Annotated in this window: 19 protein-coding genes, 3 tRNA genes and 1 pseudogene; 12 read left to right on the top strand and 11 right to left on the bottom strand. The window is 38.9% G+C overall.

The features are described from left to right. Window positions 1-47 precede the first annotated feature (47 nt). The 8 genes and pseudogenes from H3T84_RS12215 to H3T84_RS08820 all read right to left on the bottom strand — a co-directional run bounded on the left by H3T84_RS12215 (window position 48) and on the right by H3T84_RS08820 (window position 9,095). A pseudogene (locus H3T84_RS12215) lies at window positions 48-764 on the bottom strand (DUF2071 domain-containing protein). 1,484 nt (window positions 765-2,248) lie between these two features. Beyond that, window positions 2,249-3,358: a sterol desaturase family protein gene (locus H3T84_RS08850; protein WP_037476166.1), complete on the bottom strand. Its 1,110-nt coding sequence runs from the start codon at window positions 3,356-3,358 to the stop codon at window positions 2,249-2,251. A gap of 19 nt (window positions 3,359-3,377) precedes the next feature. Then, window positions 3,378-3,980 carry a phosphatase PAP2 family protein gene (locus H3T84_RS08845; RefSeq protein WP_037476168.1) on the bottom strand — a complete coding sequence of 201 codons (603 nt, stop codon included), beginning with the start codon at window positions 3,978-3,980 and terminating at the stop codon, window positions 3,378-3,380. Beyond that, window positions 3,977-5,266, bottom strand: a complete 1,290-nt coding sequence (locus tag H3T84_RS08840; protein ID WP_100116589.1) for a F390 synthetase-related protein — start codon at window positions 5,264-5,266, stop codon at window positions 3,977-3,979. The genes H3T84_RS08845 and H3T84_RS08840 overlap by 4 nt, the downstream gene beginning before the upstream one ends. Beyond that, window positions 5,263-6,069 (bottom strand): MBL fold metallo-hydrolase, encoded by an 807-nt coding sequence (locus tag H3T84_RS08835; protein WP_037476172.1) that lies wholly within the window; start codon window positions 6,067-6,069, stop codon window positions 5,263-5,265. The genes H3T84_RS08840 and H3T84_RS08835 overlap by 4 nt, the downstream gene beginning before the upstream one ends. After that, window positions 6,070-7,077, bottom strand: coding sequence for an NAD(P)-dependent oxidoreductase (locus tag H3T84_RS08830; RefSeq protein WP_198218886.1), 1,008 nt, complete (start codon window positions 7,075-7,077; stop codon window positions 6,070-6,072). Next, window positions 7,074-8,087, bottom strand: coding sequence for a 3-oxoacyl-[acyl-carrier-protein] synthase III C-terminal domain-containing protein (locus H3T84_RS08825; protein ID WP_037476177.1), 1,014 nt, complete (start codon window positions 8,085-8,087; stop codon window positions 7,074-7,076). Before H3T84_RS08825 ends, H3T84_RS08830 begins: the two co-directional genes overlap by 4 nt. Window positions 8,088-8,795: 708 nt before the next feature. Continuing rightward, entirely contained in the window at window positions 8,796-9,095 is a 300-nt protein-coding gene (locus H3T84_RS08820) for a DUF6694 family lipoprotein (protein WP_037476179.1), read from the bottom strand. Window positions 9,096-10,002: 907 nt separating this feature from the next. Between H3T84_RS08820 and dprA the strand changes: the two genes are divergently transcribed. From dprA to rpsJ, 10 genes are all read left to right on the top strand, one after another. Next, window positions 10,003-11,184 carry a DNA-processing protein DprA gene (gene dprA / locus H3T84_RS08815; RefSeq protein WP_198211616.1) on the top strand — a complete coding sequence of 394 codons (1,182 nt, stop codon included), beginning with the start codon at window positions 10,003-10,005 and terminating at the stop codon, window positions 11,182-11,184. An 11-nt stretch (window positions 11,185-11,195) separates the two neighbouring features. Beyond that, window positions 11,196-11,654, top strand: coding sequence for a DUF494 family protein (locus H3T84_RS08810; protein ID WP_025329887.1), 459 nt, complete (start codon window positions 11,196-11,198; stop codon window positions 11,652-11,654). A 141-nt stretch (window positions 11,655-11,795) separates the two neighbouring features. Continuing rightward, complete coding sequence (topA, locus tag H3T84_RS08805; protein WP_198218885.1) at window positions 11,796-14,090, top strand: type I DNA topoisomerase; 2,295 nt, start codon at window positions 11,796-11,798, stop codon at window positions 14,088-14,090. 78 nt (window positions 14,091-14,168) lie between these two features. After that, window positions 14,169-14,741, top strand: a complete 573-nt coding sequence (gene rsmD / locus H3T84_RS08800) for a 16S rRNA (guanine(966)-N(2))-methyltransferase RsmD (RefSeq protein ID WP_198218884.1) — start codon at window positions 14,169-14,171, stop codon at window positions 14,739-14,741. 91 nt (window positions 14,742-14,832) lie between these two features. Next, window positions 14,833-15,087, top strand: a complete 255-nt coding sequence (locus H3T84_RS08795; RefSeq protein ID WP_037392355.1) for a YfhL family 4Fe-4S dicluster ferredoxin — start codon at window positions 14,833-14,835, stop codon at window positions 15,085-15,087. Between the two features lie 113 nt (window positions 15,088-15,200). Then, window positions 15,201-15,284: transfer RNA gene (locus H3T84_RS08790), tRNA-Tyr, on the top strand. A 38-nt stretch (window positions 15,285-15,322) separates the two neighbouring features. Then, window positions 15,323-15,396: transfer RNA gene (locus tag H3T84_RS08785), tRNA-Gly, on the top strand. 22 nt (window positions 15,397-15,418) lie between these two features. Continuing rightward, a tRNA-Thr gene (locus H3T84_RS08780) sits at window positions 15,419-15,493 on the top strand. Between the two features lie 42 nt (window positions 15,494-15,535). Beyond that, window positions 15,536-16,726 (top strand): elongation factor Tu, encoded by a 1,191-nt coding sequence (gene tuf / locus H3T84_RS08775; RefSeq protein ID WP_025329891.1) that lies wholly within the window; start codon window positions 15,536-15,538, stop codon window positions 16,724-16,726. Window positions 16,727-16,743: 17 nt separating this feature from the next. Further along, window positions 16,744-17,055, top strand: coding sequence for a 30S ribosomal protein S10 (rpsJ, locus tag H3T84_RS08770; protein ID WP_025329903.1), 312 nt, complete (start codon window positions 16,744-16,746; stop codon window positions 17,053-17,055). A gap of 294 nt (window positions 17,056-17,349) precedes the next feature. Here the strand turns inward: rpsJ and H3T84_RS08765 are convergent, their stop codons facing one another. The 3 genes from H3T84_RS08765 to H3T84_RS08755 all read right to left on the bottom strand — a co-directional run bounded on the left by H3T84_RS08765 (window position 17,350) and on the right by H3T84_RS08755 (window position 20,195). Beyond that, a complete protein-coding gene (locus H3T84_RS08765; RefSeq protein ID WP_198218883.1) occupies window positions 17,350-18,546 on the bottom strand; it encodes a PLP-dependent aminotransferase family protein in 1,197 nt (398 codons plus the stop codon). Between the two features lie 259 nt (window positions 18,547-18,805). After that, window positions 18,806-20,032 carry a diaminopimelate decarboxylase gene (lysA, locus tag H3T84_RS08760; RefSeq protein WP_198218882.1) on the bottom strand — a complete coding sequence of 409 codons (1,227 nt, stop codon included), beginning with the start codon at window positions 20,030-20,032 and terminating at the stop codon, window positions 18,806-18,808. Next, window positions 20,025-20,195, bottom strand: a complete 171-nt coding sequence (locus tag H3T84_RS08755; RefSeq protein WP_078474526.1) for a lipoprotein — start codon at window positions 20,193-20,195, stop codon at window positions 20,025-20,027. Before H3T84_RS08755 ends, lysA begins: the two co-directional genes overlap by 8 nt. Before the next feature lie 132 nt (window positions 20,196-20,327). Here H3T84_RS08755 and cyaY point away from each other — a divergent pair, with 132 nt between their 5' ends. Then, window positions 20,328-20,651, top strand: a complete 324-nt coding sequence (gene cyaY, locus H3T84_RS08750; RefSeq protein WP_078474527.1) for an iron donor protein CyaY — start codon at window positions 20,328-20,330, stop codon at window positions 20,649-20,651. Window positions 20,652-20,673: 22 nt separating this feature from the next. Then, entirely contained in the window at window positions 20,674-21,573 is a 900-nt protein-coding gene (locus H3T84_RS08745; RefSeq protein ID WP_078474528.1) for a LysR family transcriptional regulator, read from the top strand. The last annotated feature ends 34 nt before the right edge of the window (window positions 21,574-21,607 follow it).

Genomic DNA, 21,607 nt, shown 5'->3' with positions numbered 1-21,607 from the left:
TGTGCAGAACAATACAATTAGTAAATTATAATTTTTGTTGATAAAGCCTATAATGCTGTCGGTGGTAAATAGATGGTAAATTCGTTGATAGGCTGAAGTAAAACGCTGTAGGGATGCTGCTGTTCATCCTCATTAACTAAATTCATTCTACTTAACAGGCCAAATTGTGCTGACTCAAGTTTTGCCTGCTTTACATCCAGTCGATCATGCCAAACACGGTAATTTCCTAATTTGCCATTACGCCGGTAGTAGAAGCCGGCTAATGGACGAGTCAGATATACCTGTGCAGGTGCCCAGTCAGACTGTGTATGCATTTCATAATGCTGGTAACATTTGGAAAGTGGATCAAAGTGACAATTGAAATTTATTTTGCCCCGATGCCAGGGTAATTTCCATACACTACGGGGTACCATAATCGTCCAGGAATCCAGAGTTGTGCCCAAAAACTAGACACAGCGTTCACCAGTAGTGGTATCTATAATATAAATTCTATAGTTTGTTTGCCCCATGGTAAAAACAGGGAACGGATAAACGGCTGAAGTGAAATCAACATCCATAAAAGGTACTACTGATAACAAGCCTTTTTGCTCACCATTAATTATGACACTATTCAGCTGGAAACGTGGGGGAAATAATCCTGCAAATCTCTCTGCATCAATTGCGTAAGTAATAATAGCAAAATGTTTTAATTTACAGTCTGTATCTATGCCTGATGGAGCCGGACGCGGATGCAGAAAATCTTTAAATTTAAGAGGCGTTAGCATATCAATACCTTTAATTCTTATCTGAAAATATAATCAGTATCAGGAATCATTAATATTCCTAAACTAAGTATATATATTAATTTACAAAAATAAGCGTAAATTAATATATATTATAAATTTAGTTTAAAAATTTACATTCTAATTAAATGATAATCCTATATCATAAATTAAATGTTTTATATATAAAGAATATTAGATAAGAATTATATTCTTAAAAGATAATTAATTATTTTATTTTAAACTGGGGGCTATCTATTTAATATATTTGGGATAATTGGAAAATTATTTAATTTAAATATAATGTGAATAAATTAAAAAAAGCATTATGCTCAGATAGAATTGGTTTTAACGCCAATATCTAAATGACAAAACATTTTTGCAAATATTAAATCTTTTTGGTTCAGTTTAAGTGTACTAACGGCAAATGTAGATGAAATTAAATTTTTTCTGATATGAATGCTTAGACATGCCAATATTGGTGCGAAAATGCAGCTTGGCAGTCTGCAGAAATTATAATGATATTGGAATAATATTATGAAAATGCCCGTTTATTATTGCATGATTTAAGATTATCCGGATATTCAGGTACCCATTAGCTGAGCGTATTCGTATAATCATTCAAAATTTATGTACGACCTATAGCCAACGCATTACCGTAGAACAGGTTTTTGTCAATGTTAACCTGTTATAACGCTGGTGCTCAGACAAGTGCGCAGAGCTAAACTGGCAGCATTAATGCTGAGAGAGCTGCCTGTATTTGAATATACTGCACTTCAGGTCAAACAGGCTGTGTAGTAAGGTAAGGGCGCGGTCAAAGAGAGCAGGTAAAGCAAAATGGTGCAAATGCTGTTACTGTCGGGTACACCTCAGGCTGATGCTGCGGATGCTTTAGCGGCAGCATTGACTTATGCTTTATGTAACGGAGGCTGGTTTCAAAAAATTAGCAGGGATTGACATTAAAGTCTGGTCGTTTTTGTTCAATATATTTTATTACTTAATATGGCAGTTGGTAAAAAAACCAGACTGGCTATGGTTTTGTTCAGATAACTTAGGCAGAGCTAAGAGGTGGTAATTCATGCGGAGTAAAAAGTGACATTAAAAAATATTGATTTACCATAGTCAAGTATTTTTTTAACAGAAGATTGTTTATACGAAGAGGCTTCTGCTGCGTATAAACTGGTAATACCTGTAATTGATGTATAAGCGCGCAAACTTAATTCAATCAATGGGTAAAACTTAAACTATGAATCACTTTTAAAGTGTGATATTAAACTAATTCAGGCTTTATAATGCTCGGGCAAGTTTAAAACAAATCAGTAAATAATGAAGATTAAATTGCTTAATTGATCAAAAATAGAAACAGTATTAAGGTTATAAAGATATTTATCTGAAAGATAAAATACTTTTAGTCTTTATAATATAGGTAGTAATAACATAATATTACCAGTTGCAAAATAAAACCCAGAGCATAAATGATACTAAAATCAGATAGCCAGATATTGTCCTTTAATCCAGAGGATAAATGTGATGACACCATGCATTGCAATTAACCCCATAAATAACAACCAATATAAAGCTGACCATTGTAATAGAATAATAAAAAACAGTGGTATGCAACAGCAAAGCATAAACCAGGTGATAATTCCCCACCGTTTACCTTCGGCTATGCCTCCCAAAGCTATACTTCCTAAAACTAAACTGCTAAATAACAAATATTGTGTGATGTTTGGATTTTGATAACCATAGCCATAATCGTAGACATAACATAGCACCAGGCAAAACAAAATCAAACCACCGCTCACCAATAATGTATTCGGTACGCGATAATAACCTGAAGTAGACGGAGTATAGTGGATATTGAGCAGTTTCATGAAAGGTAATAAGCTTGCCCAAAAAGGATTTTGTGACTTAATACCATGGCTGCCATAAGCAATTGTTTTATCTGTTGGCAGGGTTTTAAAGGTACCAAAAAGCTTATCCCAGAATATAAATGAACCTGAAAAATTACTGTTTGAGTAAAAGCGATTTTTAAGATGATGAACTTTATGATGATTAGGAGTGACAAAAATTTGTTCCAATATTCCTAATTTTGGAGTAACAGCATTATGATTAAAAAACTGAATAGAATAATGGAATACAGATACAGCGGTAAAAATTGGTGTCGGAACACCAGCTAAAGCCAGCAAAGCAAAGAATGGTATTGACGCCAACGATGAATACCATGAGTTACGAACCGCCAAAGATAAATTAAAATTTTCACCCTGATGATGAAGTACATGAATTGCCCATAATATTGGTATAGTATGATGCAGGCGGTGCTCCCAATAAAAGCCAAAATCCCAGGCAAATAAGGTAAATATCCAGATTAAGATAACCGGTACATCAGCAAAGAGATTAAAACTAAAATGGGTATAAATAAAATGATAGCAAAAGACTTCGAATCCCCTGAAGAACCAAAGCATTAAATGCCCTGAGTTTAAATTGAAAATAATATCAGGCCAGTTGATGGTTGCTTTTTTTATTTTCTGCAAAAATATTGCTTCGGCCACTATCAATATCATTATAATCACAAAAGGGAAGGCCAATTCCACCATAATAATGATTCCTATAAAGCTAAGATTGTTTAATCACACGTTTAAATCCATATTGCACACTCCATCCCGCTATCAGTGCCAGTACAGTACCGCCAATAAAATCAATAAAGAGATGTCGCCGAAGCTGGATGATCGATAACACAATCGTCATTCCCCATAGTAATAAAATTATATTGCGCAGAGGGTGAAACTTGTTTAATGCACCCCAGATAGCAAGAGATGTTAAGGTAACATGCAGTGAGGGAAAACAGTTTACTGGATCATCAATTTCAATCAGTTTTACCAGTAACCATGAACTGATAGAACTACCGTTATCGACCGGATAAATCATCGTGGTTGGAAAAATAAGGTAACACAGAGCGGCCAGAATCCCGCTAAGTACAAAACAGCCAGACATCCAGCCCAGGCGTTTATAAGGGGCAATAAAAAAGCAAATTGGAATAATTAAAAAAAACGAGAGATAAGCCCAGATAGCATGGGGTGTAAATTCAATCCATTTATCGATTATTGACGGTGAAAGTAAACTCGGTTCATGTTGCAGATAGGCTGAACCATGATAAGCCATTCCGACTATTCCCCAACTTGTAAATAAATAAACGCATCGCATCCAGAAGTGCTTCATTGAACACCTCGATCGCGAATAATTCGTCGCCTTTTTTGTGAAAATTCGGCAGGTATCGTGGTAACAGACATAAGTTTCCACTTTAGCTGAGTAACATTTGCGCCTTGCTGAATAAAATGTGCAGTTAATGCCTGTTGGCATTGACTTAAATATGCTTGTGAACAGCAGGCAATCAGCTCAATACTGTTATCCTGATGCTGAATCAGACGATAATCACTAGTTAATGGTAAATTATTGGCAATCACGCGACTGCAATAGTCAGCAAAAATAGTTAACGGATTTCCTTGCTGATCGGTAAGTGATAGCTGATCATCGCATCGCCCTTCAATATGTGAAATTGCCATTCCTTGCCGTCCACAAAGGCAGGGCGTTTGGCGCCGGACTAAAATATCATCTAACTGATAGCGTACAATGGGTTGGGTTTCACGAGTAAAATCAGTAATAATCGGCATAAAGCGATTTTCGTCTAACCAGCACGGTTCGATATAGATGAACTCTTCATTTAAGTGAAGCGTACCAAGCGGGCAGGTAGCTGCAAGAAAGCCTTCGGTAGCCTGATAAACTTCAGCCAACTGATTAAAGACCTGTTTGATAATTTGTTTGTCCTGATCTTCAAGTACTTCAGCAGCAGAGATTACTAGAACCGGATTTATTGTCAGCTTACCATTAAGTTTTTCTGTTGCCAGAGCACGCAATACTTGTGCTGGTGCCACGATGATGGTAGGTTGATATTCATTCAGCGATTGGATCTGTTGCTGAAAATTATCAAACAGACCATAAAAACGAAAAGTTAACCAATGGCTGTTGGTGCTATGATAAAGGTGATTATCGGCTCTTAAAAATAATGCAACCCGTTCTTTAGTTAGTAATCCGCGAGGTAACATTTTTGCCAGTATTCCGCCTGCCCAGATTAGTTGCTCTCTCGGACTCACAACAAATAAACCACGTTGCCCTGATGTTCCCGAAGATAACCCCACACTGAACTTACCCATTCTGGCACTAAAGTCACGCTGTTGTTCGCTGTGCTGAGCCAAGGTTAATAATGAATCACAAGTCAGATTCTCTGTATTCATTTGATCAAAATGTGCCATCATCAGCTGTTTGTTCATTAAAGGCCATGATTCAAACGGTTGATTAATGAATTGGCTGAAATAAGGACTTTTGGTTAACACACGCTGTTTAAATTTTTTTAGTTGTTTAATTTGATATGCTTCAAGATCAGCGCGCTGTTTAAATATTAAGTGTTTTGTGCGCCAGTAGTACCAAAGTATTTTTAGTAGCCTCATTCCTCACCTTCATGGCTTAAATAAATGGTCACGTCAGGATGATAAGAGAGTTGATGGAGCTGATTAAGAGTGTTTTCAAAGGCTCTGGAATCAGCCATAATCAATTGAGCAAAGCGAGATGGCTTTCTTAAATCTTGATAATTTTCTTTGACCCAAGCAGCATCACTGGCTAACAGCGTCCAACCCTTATCAGTTAAAATAAATGCACCAATATGGCCGACAGCATGGCCTGGTAAGGGAACTAAAATCACTTGTTCTTTACTGTTTGGCAAGATGTAGCCCTGAGTAAAAGGAGCAAGTTCAGGAGCAAGCTGACAAATTTCAAAATGTTCTACAAAACTCACCCGCTGTTCAAAATCAGACGGAATAAGGTCAGGTACAAATCCTTGTTTAAGCGCAAAAAAACCGCGTAAAGGTTTGAGTGTTTTCCAGCCCTGTTGTGAGCAGATGAAATGACTGTGAGTAAAATCTTTCAGTCCGGCGATATGATCACCATGAAAATGTGAAATAATGACATTTTGGATACTTGCAAGATCAATACCCAAGGTAATAAATTGCTCTTTAAGAGATTCACCTTTATTGAGATAGACAGGTGTGGTTTTCTGATAAAGTTTAAAGATACCTGTTTGTGTATATTGCTTAAAATAGTCAGCATAGCCAGTGTCCCATAGCCAGCGGTATCCATCAACTTCAATAAGCCAGGCGCGTGCCGGGAACTGACACACGTTAAAACCTGCTCCACGCATGGCCATGCAAGCAATATGAGTACAATATCCGGCTTTGAACGGGGTAATTCTGGCCATTTATACATGCCCGCTTTGCTGTAACCACTGTGCTGTCAGATGTATACTTTCATTCATATTATATAGAGGCTGATAACCTAAACGTTCAATCGCCATTTTCTGACTTAAAGTCATATCAAAATAGAGCGTACCGACACTATAACGGGTTAGTGCCGGTTCTTTGTTTGTTAATGATGCGATACCCTCAAGCAAAGCAGCTGTGCCATATAATAATCTGTAGGGTAGTGACCGGGTTTTGTAGTGAAGATTTAACTGATCTTTTAATAATAAATGAATTAGGTCATCAAGTTTGCAGGGTTGCTGATTGGTAATATTAAAAACATTACCAGACTGAATATTCTGCTTATCAGAGGCCAGGTACAAGGCATGAACGACGTTAAGAACAAAGGTAAGGTCTACAAAAGCCTGACCGCCACCAGGCAAATATAAAATACCTCCGGTACGGTTTAATAATGCCAGTATACGGGGAATAATCACTCTGTCATGAGGACCGAAAATGCCTCGTGGTCTTAAGATTAAATAAACAGTATCCGGATAAAGCTTTACGCATTCCTGAATGCGTTTTTCTGCTTCATATTTGGTATTTGCATAATGATTTGCAAAATGTTCAGCAAGATAATCTTCAGTAATATTCTGATGAGATTGAAAATCAAAATAAATTGAAGGTGTTGATATATGAATAAAACGTTTAATACCAGATTTTCCGGCAAACTGAGCTAAACGTGCAGTAACAACGGTATTGGCCTGATAAAACCATTCATATCTTCCCCATGGGGAAGATAAAGCTGCACAATGCCAGACAATATCGCAATCAGAAAGAAGTTGAAGATAATCCGTATCAGTTGCGGTAACTAAGTCCAGTGCAGTAAATTGTGCACCGAGTGTTGTCAGCTCTTTTCCCGCTATTTGATTACGACCCGTGGCATGAACCTGATGGCCTTGTGTCAGTAACCATTCTACTGCATTGCGCCCCAAACCACTGGTTGCGCCAGTCACTAAAAATTTCATGGCAGCAGAATCATCCCGCCTAGGGTTAGCCCTGCAGCAGTTCCTATTAGCATAGCTGGTTTCCCCGGATTAAAACGATTGGTGATTACCGCTTCATGCAATGCACTGGGAATTGATGCGGCTACCTGATTACCTCGAAAACGATAAATATCAATTATCGATTCGTTAGGAATAGTAAGCCGTTTACGCATATGTTCCAGTGATAAATGGCTGGCTTGATGAGGAATAACCGTAGCTATATCAGAGAGAGTTAAGTTAGCCTGATTTAATAAACGAGCTAAATATGGCTCAATCAAAGCAGATGCCAGTCTGAATAGTGGTTTGCCTTGCATACGGAAAAGGCAATCATTTTCATCCATGCCGGTTTTAATATTCCGACGGCTACCGCCACCACTGATTTCACAAAAATCAATGCCATTAGTATGTGTTTCTAATAAACAGGCAAGAATACCACTACAACCATCGCCTTTTTCGACAATGGCACAAGCAGCGCCGTCTCCAAAGATTAAAGACGACTCTTCATCCTGCCAGTTCAGACCACGTGATGCTAAATCTGCCGAAACAATAGCGATGCGCTTATAAGCTCCGGTATTTAACAGACCTGCTGCTACCTGTAGTGCACTGATAAAACTTACACAACTGGTATTAACATCAAAGTTAGCAATGGTGTTGGATAACGTGCTGGCTTTTAAAATATGTGCTGCTGTATACGGTAAGGCCTGGACAGGAAGTGCACAGGCTGAAATCAGTAAATCAATAGATTCTGCTGAAATATTACAACGAGTTAGCGCATCATTAATGGCTGCTGCCGCTAAATCAGCCTGCTTTAAATGATGGTCAGCATGATAACGATAAAGAATGCCGGAACGTTTCAGCGTATAACCTGCCGGTTTGTTCAGCTTTTTATCCAGATCTGCTGCCTCAATTCTATCCGGAGGTAAAGCAGTTCCGGTGGAAAGAATTTTAATCGGAACTAAGTTTTTATTTAGTAGTTCATTGACTTTAAACAAAATATGTACACTCCATACTATTTTGTAAGAATTGCATTGTAATTCAAATATTTTATTAAATAAATGTTATTTTTTATTTTTTCATGATAATAAATGATAATTATAAGTATTTTAAGTAAATATTTTTGATTTTATTTTAATTTTTATTGTGTATGGGTTAAATCTTTATTATAAAAAAGCAATCTGGTTGCTATTCACAAATCTGCCCAGATATTTATATATCTAAGGTACAAATACAGATATAAACTAATCCAGTTATGTATAGATATGAATAATTATAAATTATTGAATTAAATAGTTTAAATTGGGAATATTTAAAAATTTTAGTTGATTTAACTTTATTTACAAGGCTAAAACAATAACTTGAATAAATAAAATATGCTTAGTTATGCAATAAATCAGTAATAAACATATCTGTAATTAGTTGATAAATCTTTTTTTACTTCTTTAAGTTTTAACTAAATCACTAGACACCTCAAATGTACTATTCTATTGCCGTAAGTATATAAAATTTCTTCAGGAAATTAAAAAATAACTGTAATCAACTAAATTATAAATAAATTAAATTATCATAATCAAAAGTAATTGAGTTAAAATAATGTTAATTGGGTTTATAACGGTATGTATTATAAATAAATTAAGCAATGAGGTTAAATTTATTTATAAAAAAAACCCGCTGATGCGGGCTTTAGAGCTAATCAGTTAAAATTATTTATCATATTCACTGATAATTTGTTTAGCTGTTTTACCATTAAGTTTGCTTTTAAGTTCTTCAGCTATTTTAGCATCATTGCGATTATTGGCAGGATTAGTTGCCGCTTTAGCTGTTACATTAACAAGTGCACGAGCAAAAGCAGCTTTATCTGTATCACTTAATTTTTCAGTAGCTGCTTGTACAGAACTGGTATAAGTTTCTACTGTTGTAAAATCAACTTTAGGACCATCATCACCACCACAACCAACTAATGCAAAACTTAATAATGATACAGCTAATAGTTTTTTAAACATTTTATTCCTTAAAAGTAAATATTTTAAAAGAATTGATATTTTTATACTAAAAAAGTTAATTTTCAAGCAATAAATGTAATTTAATCGAAAATAATTTATGACTGTGTCAGTTTGTATTTCAAGATTGTGAATTTAGTGCAACATATTTTTTTATAATAAATAAAAGCGTTATTAGAAATTATGTCTGATTTTACGCTTAAAATATGTTCTCTAATAATTTTTATTTAGAAAAACTTTAATGTCGGCAAATCAAGTGAAGAACTAAACAGTTATGATATAAACAATATAATGACTATTTAATCATTAATTTGTGGCTTATATCTGGATTTAGATAAAAATAAGCTTTCTGTTTTTAAGCAGCAACCAGGTGTTTTATTTGATAAATTTTACAAATATAATTGAATTGACAGGTATTATTGTGTTTTATAGTTCTTATATCTGTTAGCTTAATTGAAAAATTATGTATTTCTAATTTTACTCACAAATTCATGAATAAAGTATGAATTGGTGAGACTTCGAAATACTGGCAGACTTTCCAAACAAGTAGATCAATATTATCAGCTAAGATTTAAAAAATTTATTCAGCCTAGGAATTCAATATTTTTATTACTGCCTGAAGTAATCAGACATTATTTAAAATAAGTTTTTTATTCTGATGTCTTTCAACTCAATCAGCTACAATTTTGAGTTTCATAATATTTCGATACTGAATCTGAATATATATAGATTAAAATGCACACATATTTAATAATTTTTCATTATGATTCAAAATAATTCGATACACTTTTAAATGATATTGGAATGATAAATAGAAAATAATTAAGTAAATTGATAATAAAATTAATAGGAATTGTTTATTTATATTTCTTTTGTCATAATTAAATGTAGTAAATGCTAAAACTATAATATGGATACACAAGAACGCCTTGCCTGGATTGAATTGGCATTGACTCCGTTTGTTGGTGCTGAAACTTTTCTTCGTATAATTAAATATTTTGGTTCTGCACAAAATGCTCTGAGTGCATCTGCTGCTGAAGTAACTCCTTTTTTTCATCATCAGCAAGCCGGTAAATATTGGCACAGTAAAATAGCTAAACAGGCAACAGAAGGTGCTTTAGAGTGGGAGCAGGCGCATTCTGATGCACGTTTATTATTACTGGTAGATAATGATTTTCCGGCAATGTTAACTAATGGATTGACGCCGCCACCATTATTGTTTGTTCGTGGTGATAGCCAGTGTTTGCATCAACCTGCTTTATCAATTGTTGGTAGTCGGCATGCTACTCCACAAGCCATGCGCATTACTCGTGATTTTGCTGCTGCGCTGGCTCAGAAAGGTGTAACAATTATTTCAGGTATGGCTAGTGGCGCAGATACAGCAGCACATCAGGGTGCTTTGCAGGCGATGGGTACAACAGTGGCAGTTTGGGGTACAGGTATTGACAGAGTATATCCGGCACGTAACAAAAATTTAGCCACACAAATTGCTGCTCATGGCTGTATTATTTCTGAATTTCCCTTGGCTACTCGTCCTTCGCCCGGAAATTTTCCGCGACGTAACCGCTTGATTGCTGCACTTAGTCAGGGTACGCTGGTAGTTGAAGCCGCAACTGAATCGGGCTCATTGATTACTGCAAGACTGGCTGGAGAAATGGGGCGGGAAGTTATGGCGATACCGGGTTCTATTGATAACCCTTTAAGTAAAGGCTGTCACGCATTAATCAAACAGGGTGCCAAATTAGTAGAAAATCTGGAAGATATTTTGCAGGAATGTCCACGCCTCTTGCAAAAAAAAGATTTGCAATCATATAGCAATCGTCCTCATCTGCAAACTGATGATGTAAGTAAATCATCTACAAATACTGATAGTTCAGAAGATTCATTATCAGTTCATTCACCAGATTGTATACTTAACCCGATGGAGCAGCAGGTGCTGGACGGACTGGGTTACGGCATAATGCATCCGGATATGTTAGTTACAGCACTTGGCATGGCTGCTACAGATGTGTATGCTCATCTCGTGACATTGGAGCTTGGTGGCTGGATTACCACTCTGCCAGGCGGTTGTTATCAACGCATTAAATCTTGAGAGGAAAGCAAATGATTGATGTAATAGCGTTTTTGATTGAGCACTTTCAAGACGTTGATGCATTTCCACCGCGTAAAGACTTAGGCGTATTGTTGGAAGAAGTCGGTTTTAATGATGAAGAAATCGGCGATGCTTTATCCTGTCTGGACGATTTGCGTTTTGAACCATTAATTCCGGCAGAAAAGTTACGCAATAGCACTGGATCACGCATTTATAATAATGAAGAGCTCGATGCGCTTCCGCTTGAAGTGCGTGGACTGGTACATTTTCTGGAGCAGAATGGTGCTCTTAATCCAGAGCAGCGTGAATTTGTACTCAATGCCCTGATGAACTTACCTTACGAAGATATTACGGTGGATCATGCTAAAGTATTAGCTTTACTGGTGTTATGGGCACACCGCTCAGAATTACCGGTGCTGATAGGTGATGAATTAATGGCTGCGCTCAATGGTGAAGCCGTCATGCAGTAAGTTACTGAAGCGATACAGTTGCTTGAAAGCTTTCAGTCAGCGTGTCTGAAAGCTTTTTGCATTGTTCAAATGTATTTATTAGAATAATCCAGACTAACAACATATCACAAATATTTAAATTACGAATGTGAGCCTGAACTAATGGCAAAAAACCTGTTGATTGTTGAATCTCCATCTAAAGCGAAAACGCTGAAGAAATATTTAGGTAGCGATTTTGAAATTCTCGCTTCCTACGGTCACGTGCGTGATCTGGTTCCCAAAAGCGGTGCAGTGGATCCGGAAAATGACTTTGCTATGAAATACCAGTTAGTAAGTCGTAATGCCAAACATCTCGATGCAATTGTGGCTGCAGCTAAAGAGGCTGATGCATTGTATCTGGCTACCGACCCGGATAGGGAAGGTGAAGCCATCTCATGGCATTTGCAGGAAATACTGAAATCCAAACGCGGTCTGAAAAACCTGCAGCCAAAGCGGGTAGTGTTTCATGAAGTGACCAAAAAAGCTGTACTGGATGCAGTAGCTCATCCGCGTGAATTGTCACAAACGCTGGTAGATGCGCAGCAGACGAGACGGGCACTGGATTATCTGGTAGGTTTTAATCTATCACCTTTATTGTGGAAAAAAATTCGTCGTGGTTTATCTGCTGGCAGAGTACAAAGCCCAGCATTGCGCATGATTTGTGAACGAGAAGAGGAAATCCGCGAGTTTACTGCACAGGAATACTGGACTGTACACCTTGACAGCCATAAAGCACGTACTAAATTTACCGCTAAATTAACCCATTGGCAGGGGCAGAAGCTGGAACAATTTGACATTCCTGATGAAGAACGTCAGCAAGGTATCGTTTCAGCTTTGGCCGGTCAACCAGCACATGTATCTAACGTAGAAAAGAAAAAGCGCAGCCGTAATCCTGCGGCTCCATTTACCACCTCGACTATGCAGCAGGAAGCAGTACGTAAGCTGAGTATGACAACTGATCGTACCATGCGTACCGCACAGCAGTTATATGAAGGTGTGGATGTCGGACAAGGAGCTGTGGGTCTGATTACGTATATGCGTACCGATTCGGTTAGTCTCTCAGATGAAGCTGTAACAGAAATACGTCATTATATTGACAACAAAATCGGTAATGAATTTTTACCTTCATCGCCCAAAATATACAAAACCAAATCTAAAAATGCACAGGAAGCGCATGAGGCTATTCGTCCTACCTCAGTGTATCGTACGCCAGAAGCAGTAAAACCATTTCTGACTGCCGACCAGTTTCGCTTGTATCAGATGATATGGCAGCGGGCAGTGGCCTGTCAGATGGCGCCTGCACGCTTTGATACTACCAGTGTTGATATTGTTGTGGGTAAAGGTATCTTCAGAGTAACCGGTCAGGTACAAACTTTTGCCGGTTTCCTCAGTGTCTATGAAGAGGGTGTGGACGACAACGAAGAAGATGAGAATGCCAAAAAATTGCCGGAACTTCATGAGGGTGACAGTTTGCCGGTTGACAGGATTTTTGGCGAGCAGCATTTTACCCAGCCACCACCGCGTTATTCTGAAGCCAGTCTGGTTAAAGCACTAGAAGAGTATGGTATTGGTCGTCCATCAACCTATGCCAGTATTATTTCCACACTAAAAGAGCGGGAATACGTTACTCTGGAACAGAAGCGTTTTATGCCCACTGATACCGGTGAAGTGGTTAATAAATTTCTGACCGAACATTTTGGTCAGTATGTGGATTATAACTTTACTGCCAGACTGGAAAATCAGCTGGATGACATTGCCGGCGGTAAACGGGAATGGAAACCTGTAATGCAGCAGTTCTGGAAAGGCTTTGATAAAGAAATCAAAGCTAAGGAAGATATACCCCGCGCAGAATTAACTGCCGAAAATCTGGATGAAATCTGTCCTAAATGCGGTACCCATCAATTACAAATTAAATTTGGTAAGCGCGGGCGTTTTATTGCATGCAGCGGTTATCCGGAATGTGACTACACCCGCAATGTTAATGAAACAGCCGAGGAAGCAGCAAAGGCAGCAGAAGAACCGACAATTGTAGAAGGGCGGGTTTGCCCGAAGTGTGAAGGACAACTGGTATATAAACGCGGACGCTACGGTAAATTTATTGGTTGTGCCAATTATCCTAAATGTAAATATATTGAACCGCTTGAAAAGCCAAAAGACACGGGTATTGAGTGCCCTAAATGTCATAAAGGCAGTCTGATTGAGCGTAAAAGCCGTTATGGTAAATTATTTTACAGTTGTAATACCTATCCGGACTGTGATTATGCTGTCTGGAATCCGCCGGTTAAAGAAAGCTGTCCGCAGTGTGGCTGGCCAATAATGACTATCAAAACAACTAAGCGGCGCGGAACTGAAAAAGTGTGTCCGCAAAAAGAGTGCGGTTATACGGAGCAGATTGAGCCACCTGCACCAAAAGAATAAATCAGGCTGCTTTAAGAAATTAGATGTATCAAGACTTTCAGAATGCCTGAAAGTCTTTTTTTATCGGAGTGAGTATACGTGGCAAAAGTACAGTATCAGCATCGCAATCAGGTACGCATTATTGGCGGTACTCATCGCGGACGTAAATTAACATTTCCGGCAGCCGAAGGACTGCGTCCGACTGCAGATAGCGTGCGTGAACGATTGTTTAACTGGCTGGGACAGGATTTAACCGGAATGGCAGTTCTGGATCTTTTTGCCGGTAGCGGGGTAATGGGGCTGGAGGCTGCATCACGAAATGCTGCTAAAGTTACTATGATAGAAAAAAATCGTCAGGTTGCTGCAGCAATAAAAAGTAATGTGCAGCAATTGAATTTTGGGCAGATAGAGCTTATCTGTACAGAAGCACACAGTTTTCTCATAAATAATCACCAGCAATTTAACATAGTATTTCTCGATCCGCCGTATGTCTGGCAGCAATGGCATGGACTACTGGATGCTCTTTCATTACATTTGCTTCCGAATGCGCGCGTATACATGGAAAGTAACACATTACCTGTACTTCCAGCTGGCTGGGAGGTGCTTAAACAAGGAAAGTCAGGTATAAGTCGTTTTGAATTATTGACTTATCATAAAATTAATGCTGAATAGAGAGAAAGAGCGGATTGCAGGAGAGAAAACAAAATAGTGCTATAATCCGCGCCCAACGGTTTAGAGTTAAATTTAACGATAAAGGAAAAACATGTCACTCTTGATAACAGATGAGTGCATTAACTGCGATGTATGTGAGCCTGAGTGCCCAAACAACGCTATTTATCAGGGTGATGAGATTTATGAAATCACCCCGGAGCGCTGTACACAGTGTGTCGGCCATTATGATGAGCCGCAATGCCAGCAAGTTTGCCCGGTAGACTGTATCATTATTGATGAAGAACATCCGGAAAGCGAAGAAGAGCTGGAAGCAAAATATCAGCAGCTAATGGCGGAAAAAGAGTAAATTTTTCCAGGCATGAAATGTATTTGAAACAGTTGATTACTATTTTAAGCAAAAAAAAATGCTGAATAGACTTGACGAAGTGGAAAATGAACATTATCATGCCGTTCTCTTTTGGAGGGATTCCCGAGCGGCCAAAGGGGGCAGACTGTAAATCTGTTGCGAAAGCTTCGAAGGTTCGAATCCTTCTCCCTCCACCAAAATTCCAGTCTTGCTTGTAATTTTTTTAAGTGAGTATGCGGGTGTAGCTCAATGGTAGAGCAGAAGCCTTCCAAGCTTACGGTGAGGGTTCGATTCCCTTCACCCGCTCCAGATAAGTAAATACCTACCGTACGCCCATGTAGCTCAGGGGTAGAGCACTCCCTTGGTAAGGGAGAGGCCGACAGTTCAATTCTGTCCATGGGCACCATTAGAATTGATAAACCTAATCATCTTTAGATAGGAAGTAGCCATGGCTAAAGAAAAATTCGAGCGGAGCAAACCGCACGTAAACGTTGGCACCATTGGTCACGTTGACCATGGTAAAACCACTTTGACTGCTGCAATGTGTACCATTCTGTCCCAGAAATTTGGTGGTGCAGCCAAAGCTTATGATCAGATTGACAATGCCCCGGAAGAAAAAGCCCGTGGTATTACCATTAATACATCACACGTAGAATACGAAACTGCAGAACGTCACTATGCACACGTTGACTGCCCGGGACACGCTGACTACGTGAAAAACATGATTACCGGTGCTGCCCAGATGGACGGCGCGATTCTGGTGGTTTCTGCAGCTGACGGTCCAATGCCACAAACCCGTGAGCACATCCTGTTAGCTCGTCAGGTAGGTGTACCTTACATTATCGTTTACATGAACAAATGTGACATGGTAGACGACGAAGAGTTGTTGGAACTGGTAGAAATGGAAATTCGTGACCTGTTGTCAAGCTACGAATTCCCGGGTGATGATGTTCCTTTGATTAAAGGTTCAGCTCTGAAAGCACTGGAAGGTGACCAGTCAGACATTGGTGAAGCTTCAATTATGGCTTTGGCAGATGCACTGGACAGCTACATTCCTACACCGGAACGTGCAGTAGACAAACCATTCCTGTTGCCGATTGAAGACGTATTCTCAATTTCAGGTCGTGGTACCGTGGTTACCGGTCGTGTAGAACGCGGTGTAATCAATGTGGGTGATGAAATTGAAATCGTTGGTTTGAAAGACACCCAGAAAACCACATGTACTGGCGTTGAAATGTTCCGCAAATTGCTGGATCAGGGTCAGGCAGGTGATAACGTAGGTGTATTGCTGCGTGGTACCAAACGTGAAGAAGTAGAACGTGGTCAGGTACTGGCAAAACCGGGCAGCATCACTCCGCACACCAAATTCAAAGCAGAAGTATACGTACTGAGCAAAGAAGAAGGTGGTCGTCATACACCGTTCTTTGCGAACTACCGTCCGCAGTTCTATTTCCGTACAACAGACGTAACTGGCGCAGTAAGTCTGGCAGAAGGTGTGGAAATGGTAATGCCGGGAGAGAATGTAACGATAGACGTAGAACTGATTCATCCGATTGCGATGGAAGAAGGCTTACGCTTTGCGATTCGTGAAGGTGGCCGAACAGTTGGTGCCGGTGTGGTTGCTAAAGTTATCGCTTAATCAGGAAGAATATAGATATGAAAAACCAGAAAATCCGTATTCGTCTGAAAGCTTATGACTACGCTCTAATTGATCGTTCTGCACAGGAAATCGTAGACACTGCCAAACGTACTGGCGCTGTGGTAAAAGGTCCGATTCCTCTGCCAACCAAAATCGAACGTTTTAATCTGCTGCGTTCTCCTCACGTGAATAAAACTTCACGTGAACAGTTGGAAATTCGTACTCATCTGCGTCTGATGGACATTATCGATTGGACTGATAAAACCACTGATGCATTGATGAAACTGGACTTGCCAGCTGGTGTTGATGTTGAAATTAAAGTTCAATAATTAATTGAATTACTAAAACGGACTGGATATTATCCAGTCCGTTTTTTATTTATTCTTAATTCGGCTAATTGAACAGGTTAGAATAACCAATCCAGAATTTTAGGCAAAATCTGTGCTGTGACAGGTGAGGTGGATATTTTGCGGTTAATGATTCTACCATTAATGCAGAATTTATTAGCCAGTTTCAATTGGTGTGCAGAGTATTTAGTTAATAGTTTAAGCCATAAAAAAACCAATACTATACTAGGTATTGGCTGTGGTGGAAAAAACAGATTGATGCAGTTTGCTAATATTTCACAGCAATTGTTGTTGAATGTGATGTTTAATTATATCTGCCATTTTTTTTATCCCTGTATCAATTTTTTCTTCTGAAACAGTTACAAAAGCCAGCCTTAAACAATTATTTTTTTCACCGTGTACATAGAAAGTTTCACCGGGAGCAAAAACTATTTTCTGAGCAATGGCTTCTTTGAGTAATTCAGTAGCATTAATATATTCAGGTAATTCAACCCAGATAAACATACCTCCTTCAGGTTGATTCCAGCTAACTTCTTTAGGCATATACTGTGCTAATGATTGCAACATATACTGGCAGCGGGCATTATAGAGCTGGCGGATTTTCGGAATATGATGATTGAGAAAATTATTTTTACTAAGAACCTGATAAGCAATGTACTGGGTCAGGCTAGGGGTATGTAAATCAGAAGCCTGTTTTAGCGGAAGTAGTTTACTGATGAATTGCTTATTCGCAACTAGATATCCTAAGCGGAGCCCCGGCGCTAAAATTTTGGAAAAAGAACCTAAATAAACAGTGTTTTCTGGTGCCAGCGTATATAAAGCAGGCAGGCGCTGACCCTGATAATCCAAATCGCCATAAGGGTCATCTTCAATCAGCAATAAATTATTCTGTTTTGCTTTTGTGGCTAAAGCCTGTCGTCGGTGTAATGGTAACCGACGTCCGGTAGGGTTTTGAAAGTTTGGAATGCTATATAGAAATTTTGCAGAGCTTGCCAGTTCATTATCAATAGTTTCAGGAATTAAGCCTTCATTATCACTGGCAATAGCTATATATTCGGGATTGTATTGATTAAAGGATTGTAATGCCCCAAGATAAGTCGGAGTTTCTACCAGTACTTTATCGTTAGTATCAATTAGTGCTTTCCCGATTAAATCCAATGCTTGCTGTGAACCAGTTACTATCAGAACTTCATCACTATTGACAGATACATGATCACGTTCAGATAAATAATTAGCTATCCATTGCCGTAAAGGTGTATAGCCTTCACTTGGTCCATATTGTAGTGCACCATAAATATCCTGGTTTTCCAGTAAGGCATTAGCTGCATCTTTGATTTCTGATAATGGAAATGTATCTGGTGCCGGTAAGCCGCCAGCAAATGAAATAACATCTGCTTGTTCGGTGACTTTAAGGATTTCTCTGATGGTTGAGCTTTTTAAATTTTGCGCACGTCGGGAAAATTTCCAAGGCATAAATCTGACCTTTTTAGATGATATTTGCTTAATTGTTAAAATATATTTATCTTATTTGATTTTAAAATTTATTTTTAATTTTAGTTTGGATAATGCAACGAATTTTATATCGTACTTATAAAGCGTAATATCAGCCGGAGAATATTCAATATCTGAAAAGCTTTTCAATGAGTAACATAAAATTAGTATAGCGTCTGTGCAAAAATACTGATAGATAACGCTATACTTGTACTTCATTATTACAATAAGCATGGGTTATTCATAAGCATGCTGTTTCGGTAGCCAACAGACTGTCAATTGTTTCTCGCTGACGAATAAGATGATGTTCTGTACCATTAACCAATACCTCAGCGGCACGACAGCGAGTGTTATAGTTACTTGCCATACTGGAAGCATATGCTCCGGCACTTTGTATTAACAGTAAATCACCTGCTTTAGCTGCAATGGTTCGGTCTTTAGCCAGAAAATCTCCGGTTTCGCAAATTGGTCCGACGACATCAGCAACAAATTTATCTGCTGTTGTCGGACTGGCGTTAATAATGTTGTGATAGGCCTGATATAGTGAAGGCCGCATCAGATCATTCATGGCCGCATCAACAATCACAAAGTTCTTTTCTTCACCTTGTTTAATGTATTCAACTGTAGTGAGCAAACTGCCGGTATTACCAATCAGACTGCGCCCGGGCTCGAGTATTAATGGCAGATTACGCCCGGATAACAATTTGCTGACTGCTGCTGCATAAGCATTCAGATCAGGCACATTTTCGTTTTGATAAACAATACCTATGCCACCACCCAAATCAATATGCTCTATCTGAATTCCCAGTTCGTCTAGTTTGTCTACTAGTACCAATAATCGTTGTAATGCTTCGATTAAGGGTGATAAATCAGTGAGTTGTGATCCAATATGGCAGTCAATTCCTGTAATTTTTAAGTGCGGTAATGTAGCCGCAAGCTGATATGCTGTTAATGCATCCTGACTGGCAATTCCGAATTTATTGGCTTTTAACCCAGTAGAAATATACGGATGGGTATGAGCATCAACATCAGGATTAATACGCAATGATACCGGAGCAATTTTATTCAGACGCTGGGCAATACTATTAATACGTTCCAGCTCAGCCAGTGATTCAACATTAAAACAGCGAATATTGTTTTTCAGGGCAAATTCAATTTCAGCACTGCTTTTGCCCACCCCGGAAAAGATGACCTTGTCGGCAGCTCCGCCAGCCAGTAACACCCGTTCTAATTCCCCGCCTGAAACGATATCAAAACCACAGCCCAGACTGGCAAAATAGCGCAGAATAGATAAATTTCCATTAGCTTTGACTGCGTAACATATTAAAGGTTTTAAATCGGCAAAAGCCTGCTGATAAAGATTAAAAGCATCTGTCATTGCTTTCTGGCTATAAACATATAATGGTGTACCATACTGTGCAGCCAGTACAGAGTAGGGTACTTGTTCACATTTCAGGGAATTAGTCATGTTTAGGTAAATTTTTCTGATCAATCGGATCAATAGTCAGTCCGGTTTGTACAGGTCCGTATTTAGCTTTATCTCCCTCTTTTGGCAAATAAAGATCACCTTTATAACCACAGGCCGCTAAACAACTGGTTGCAATTACAGTTAAAAAGAAGAAACGAAACATTAATCTGACCTATTGTAGTTAAGCTGGCAGTGAACAGCTGTACTGCCAGAACGGATAAAACTAGGATTTAAACATATTATATGGCAAGATAACAGTTTGAATGTAATAAAATACAGGGGTATGGTAAGTAAGATGACCGAAAGTGAATTTTTGCAATATAGTGATGATTTGTTTGGCTATATTGAGGAAAAAATAGATGAAGGCGGTTGGGATCTCGATTGTGAAGCTGGCGGAAATGTACTCACAATTGAAGCGGAAAGCGGAGAGCAGATTATTGTAAACCGGCATGCTGCCACTCAGGAATTATGGATAGCGGCAAAAAGTGGCGGTTATCATTTTGCCTGCAAGAACGGTCAATGGCTTTCAGCACGGGATGGCAGTGAATTTTTTGCGGTCTTAAATCAGGTGCTGTCTGCCGCCTGTGATGATGACGTATCTATTCCGGTTTTGAGCTGATTTCTGATATGGGGAAATAGTGATGTTGCATACCTTGATTAAACATGATTTGAAGGCTTTACAGGCATTTGTGGCCATTGTTGAATGTCAAGGTGTGACTGCTGCACAGAAACGGCTGAATATGTCACAATCGGCAATCAGTATGCATTTGGCGCATCTGGAAGAAAGTCTGGGCGTGATATTATGCCGGCGCGGTCGTTCCGGTTTTGGGCTGACTAAAGCCGGACATCAATTATATGAAGCTTGTACATTACTTTTACAGGCAACATCTGAGTTTCATCGGGAAGTACAGAATATTAAATGGCATCGTTCTGTGCTTTCCGGTAAGTTGCGAATTGGCTTAGTTGAGTATTTACCACCTGATTTTCAGCGTATTTTTAATCAGGTCATTGCCAGTGCCTATCAGCATTATCCGGAGCTGCGTTTGACTATTGATATTTGTGCGCCACATGATATCGAAACCGCTATTGCCAATAATCAGATGGATTTTGGTATTGGCTATTACTATAGTCTGCTGAAAAATTTGCAATATCAGATAGTTTTCGAGCAGCGTGAGCATGTTTATTGTCATGCAGAACATCCGGCTGCAAAAGTAAAGGATTTAACGTTAAATCAGCTTGCTGAAGAATATCATTGGGTAAAACGTACCTATGCTGATTTTCCGGCTAATGCCGGCTTTTCTGCCGGAGTAACTACGGCTACTGCAGATAAAGAGCGGGCAACATTATTGTTTATTCTTGCAGGCAGCCATCTTGGTTTTTTATCACAAGATATGGCTGAGCCTTATGTTCGTACAGGTGAACTGGTGCCATTACTGGCACAGCAGGCGACTAATATAGTAAATCATTTTGCTGTTACCCGTCCTACGCCTGATCCACGGGTAAACTGGTTTCTGGGAGAGTTAAGCGGTCTGTTGCCTTAATTTACAGTTGAATTTTATTTATATAGATATTCTA

Origin of the sequence: Snodgrassella sp. M0110, assembly GCF_016101465.1 — a bacterium.
In the GTDB taxonomy this organism is placed as follows: Bacteria; Pseudomonadota; Gammaproteobacteria; order Burkholderiales; family Neisseriaceae; genus Snodgrassella; species Snodgrassella alvi.
Note: the sequence above shows the minus strand (reverse complement) of the source record. Positions and strands in the feature narration are given on the sequence as shown.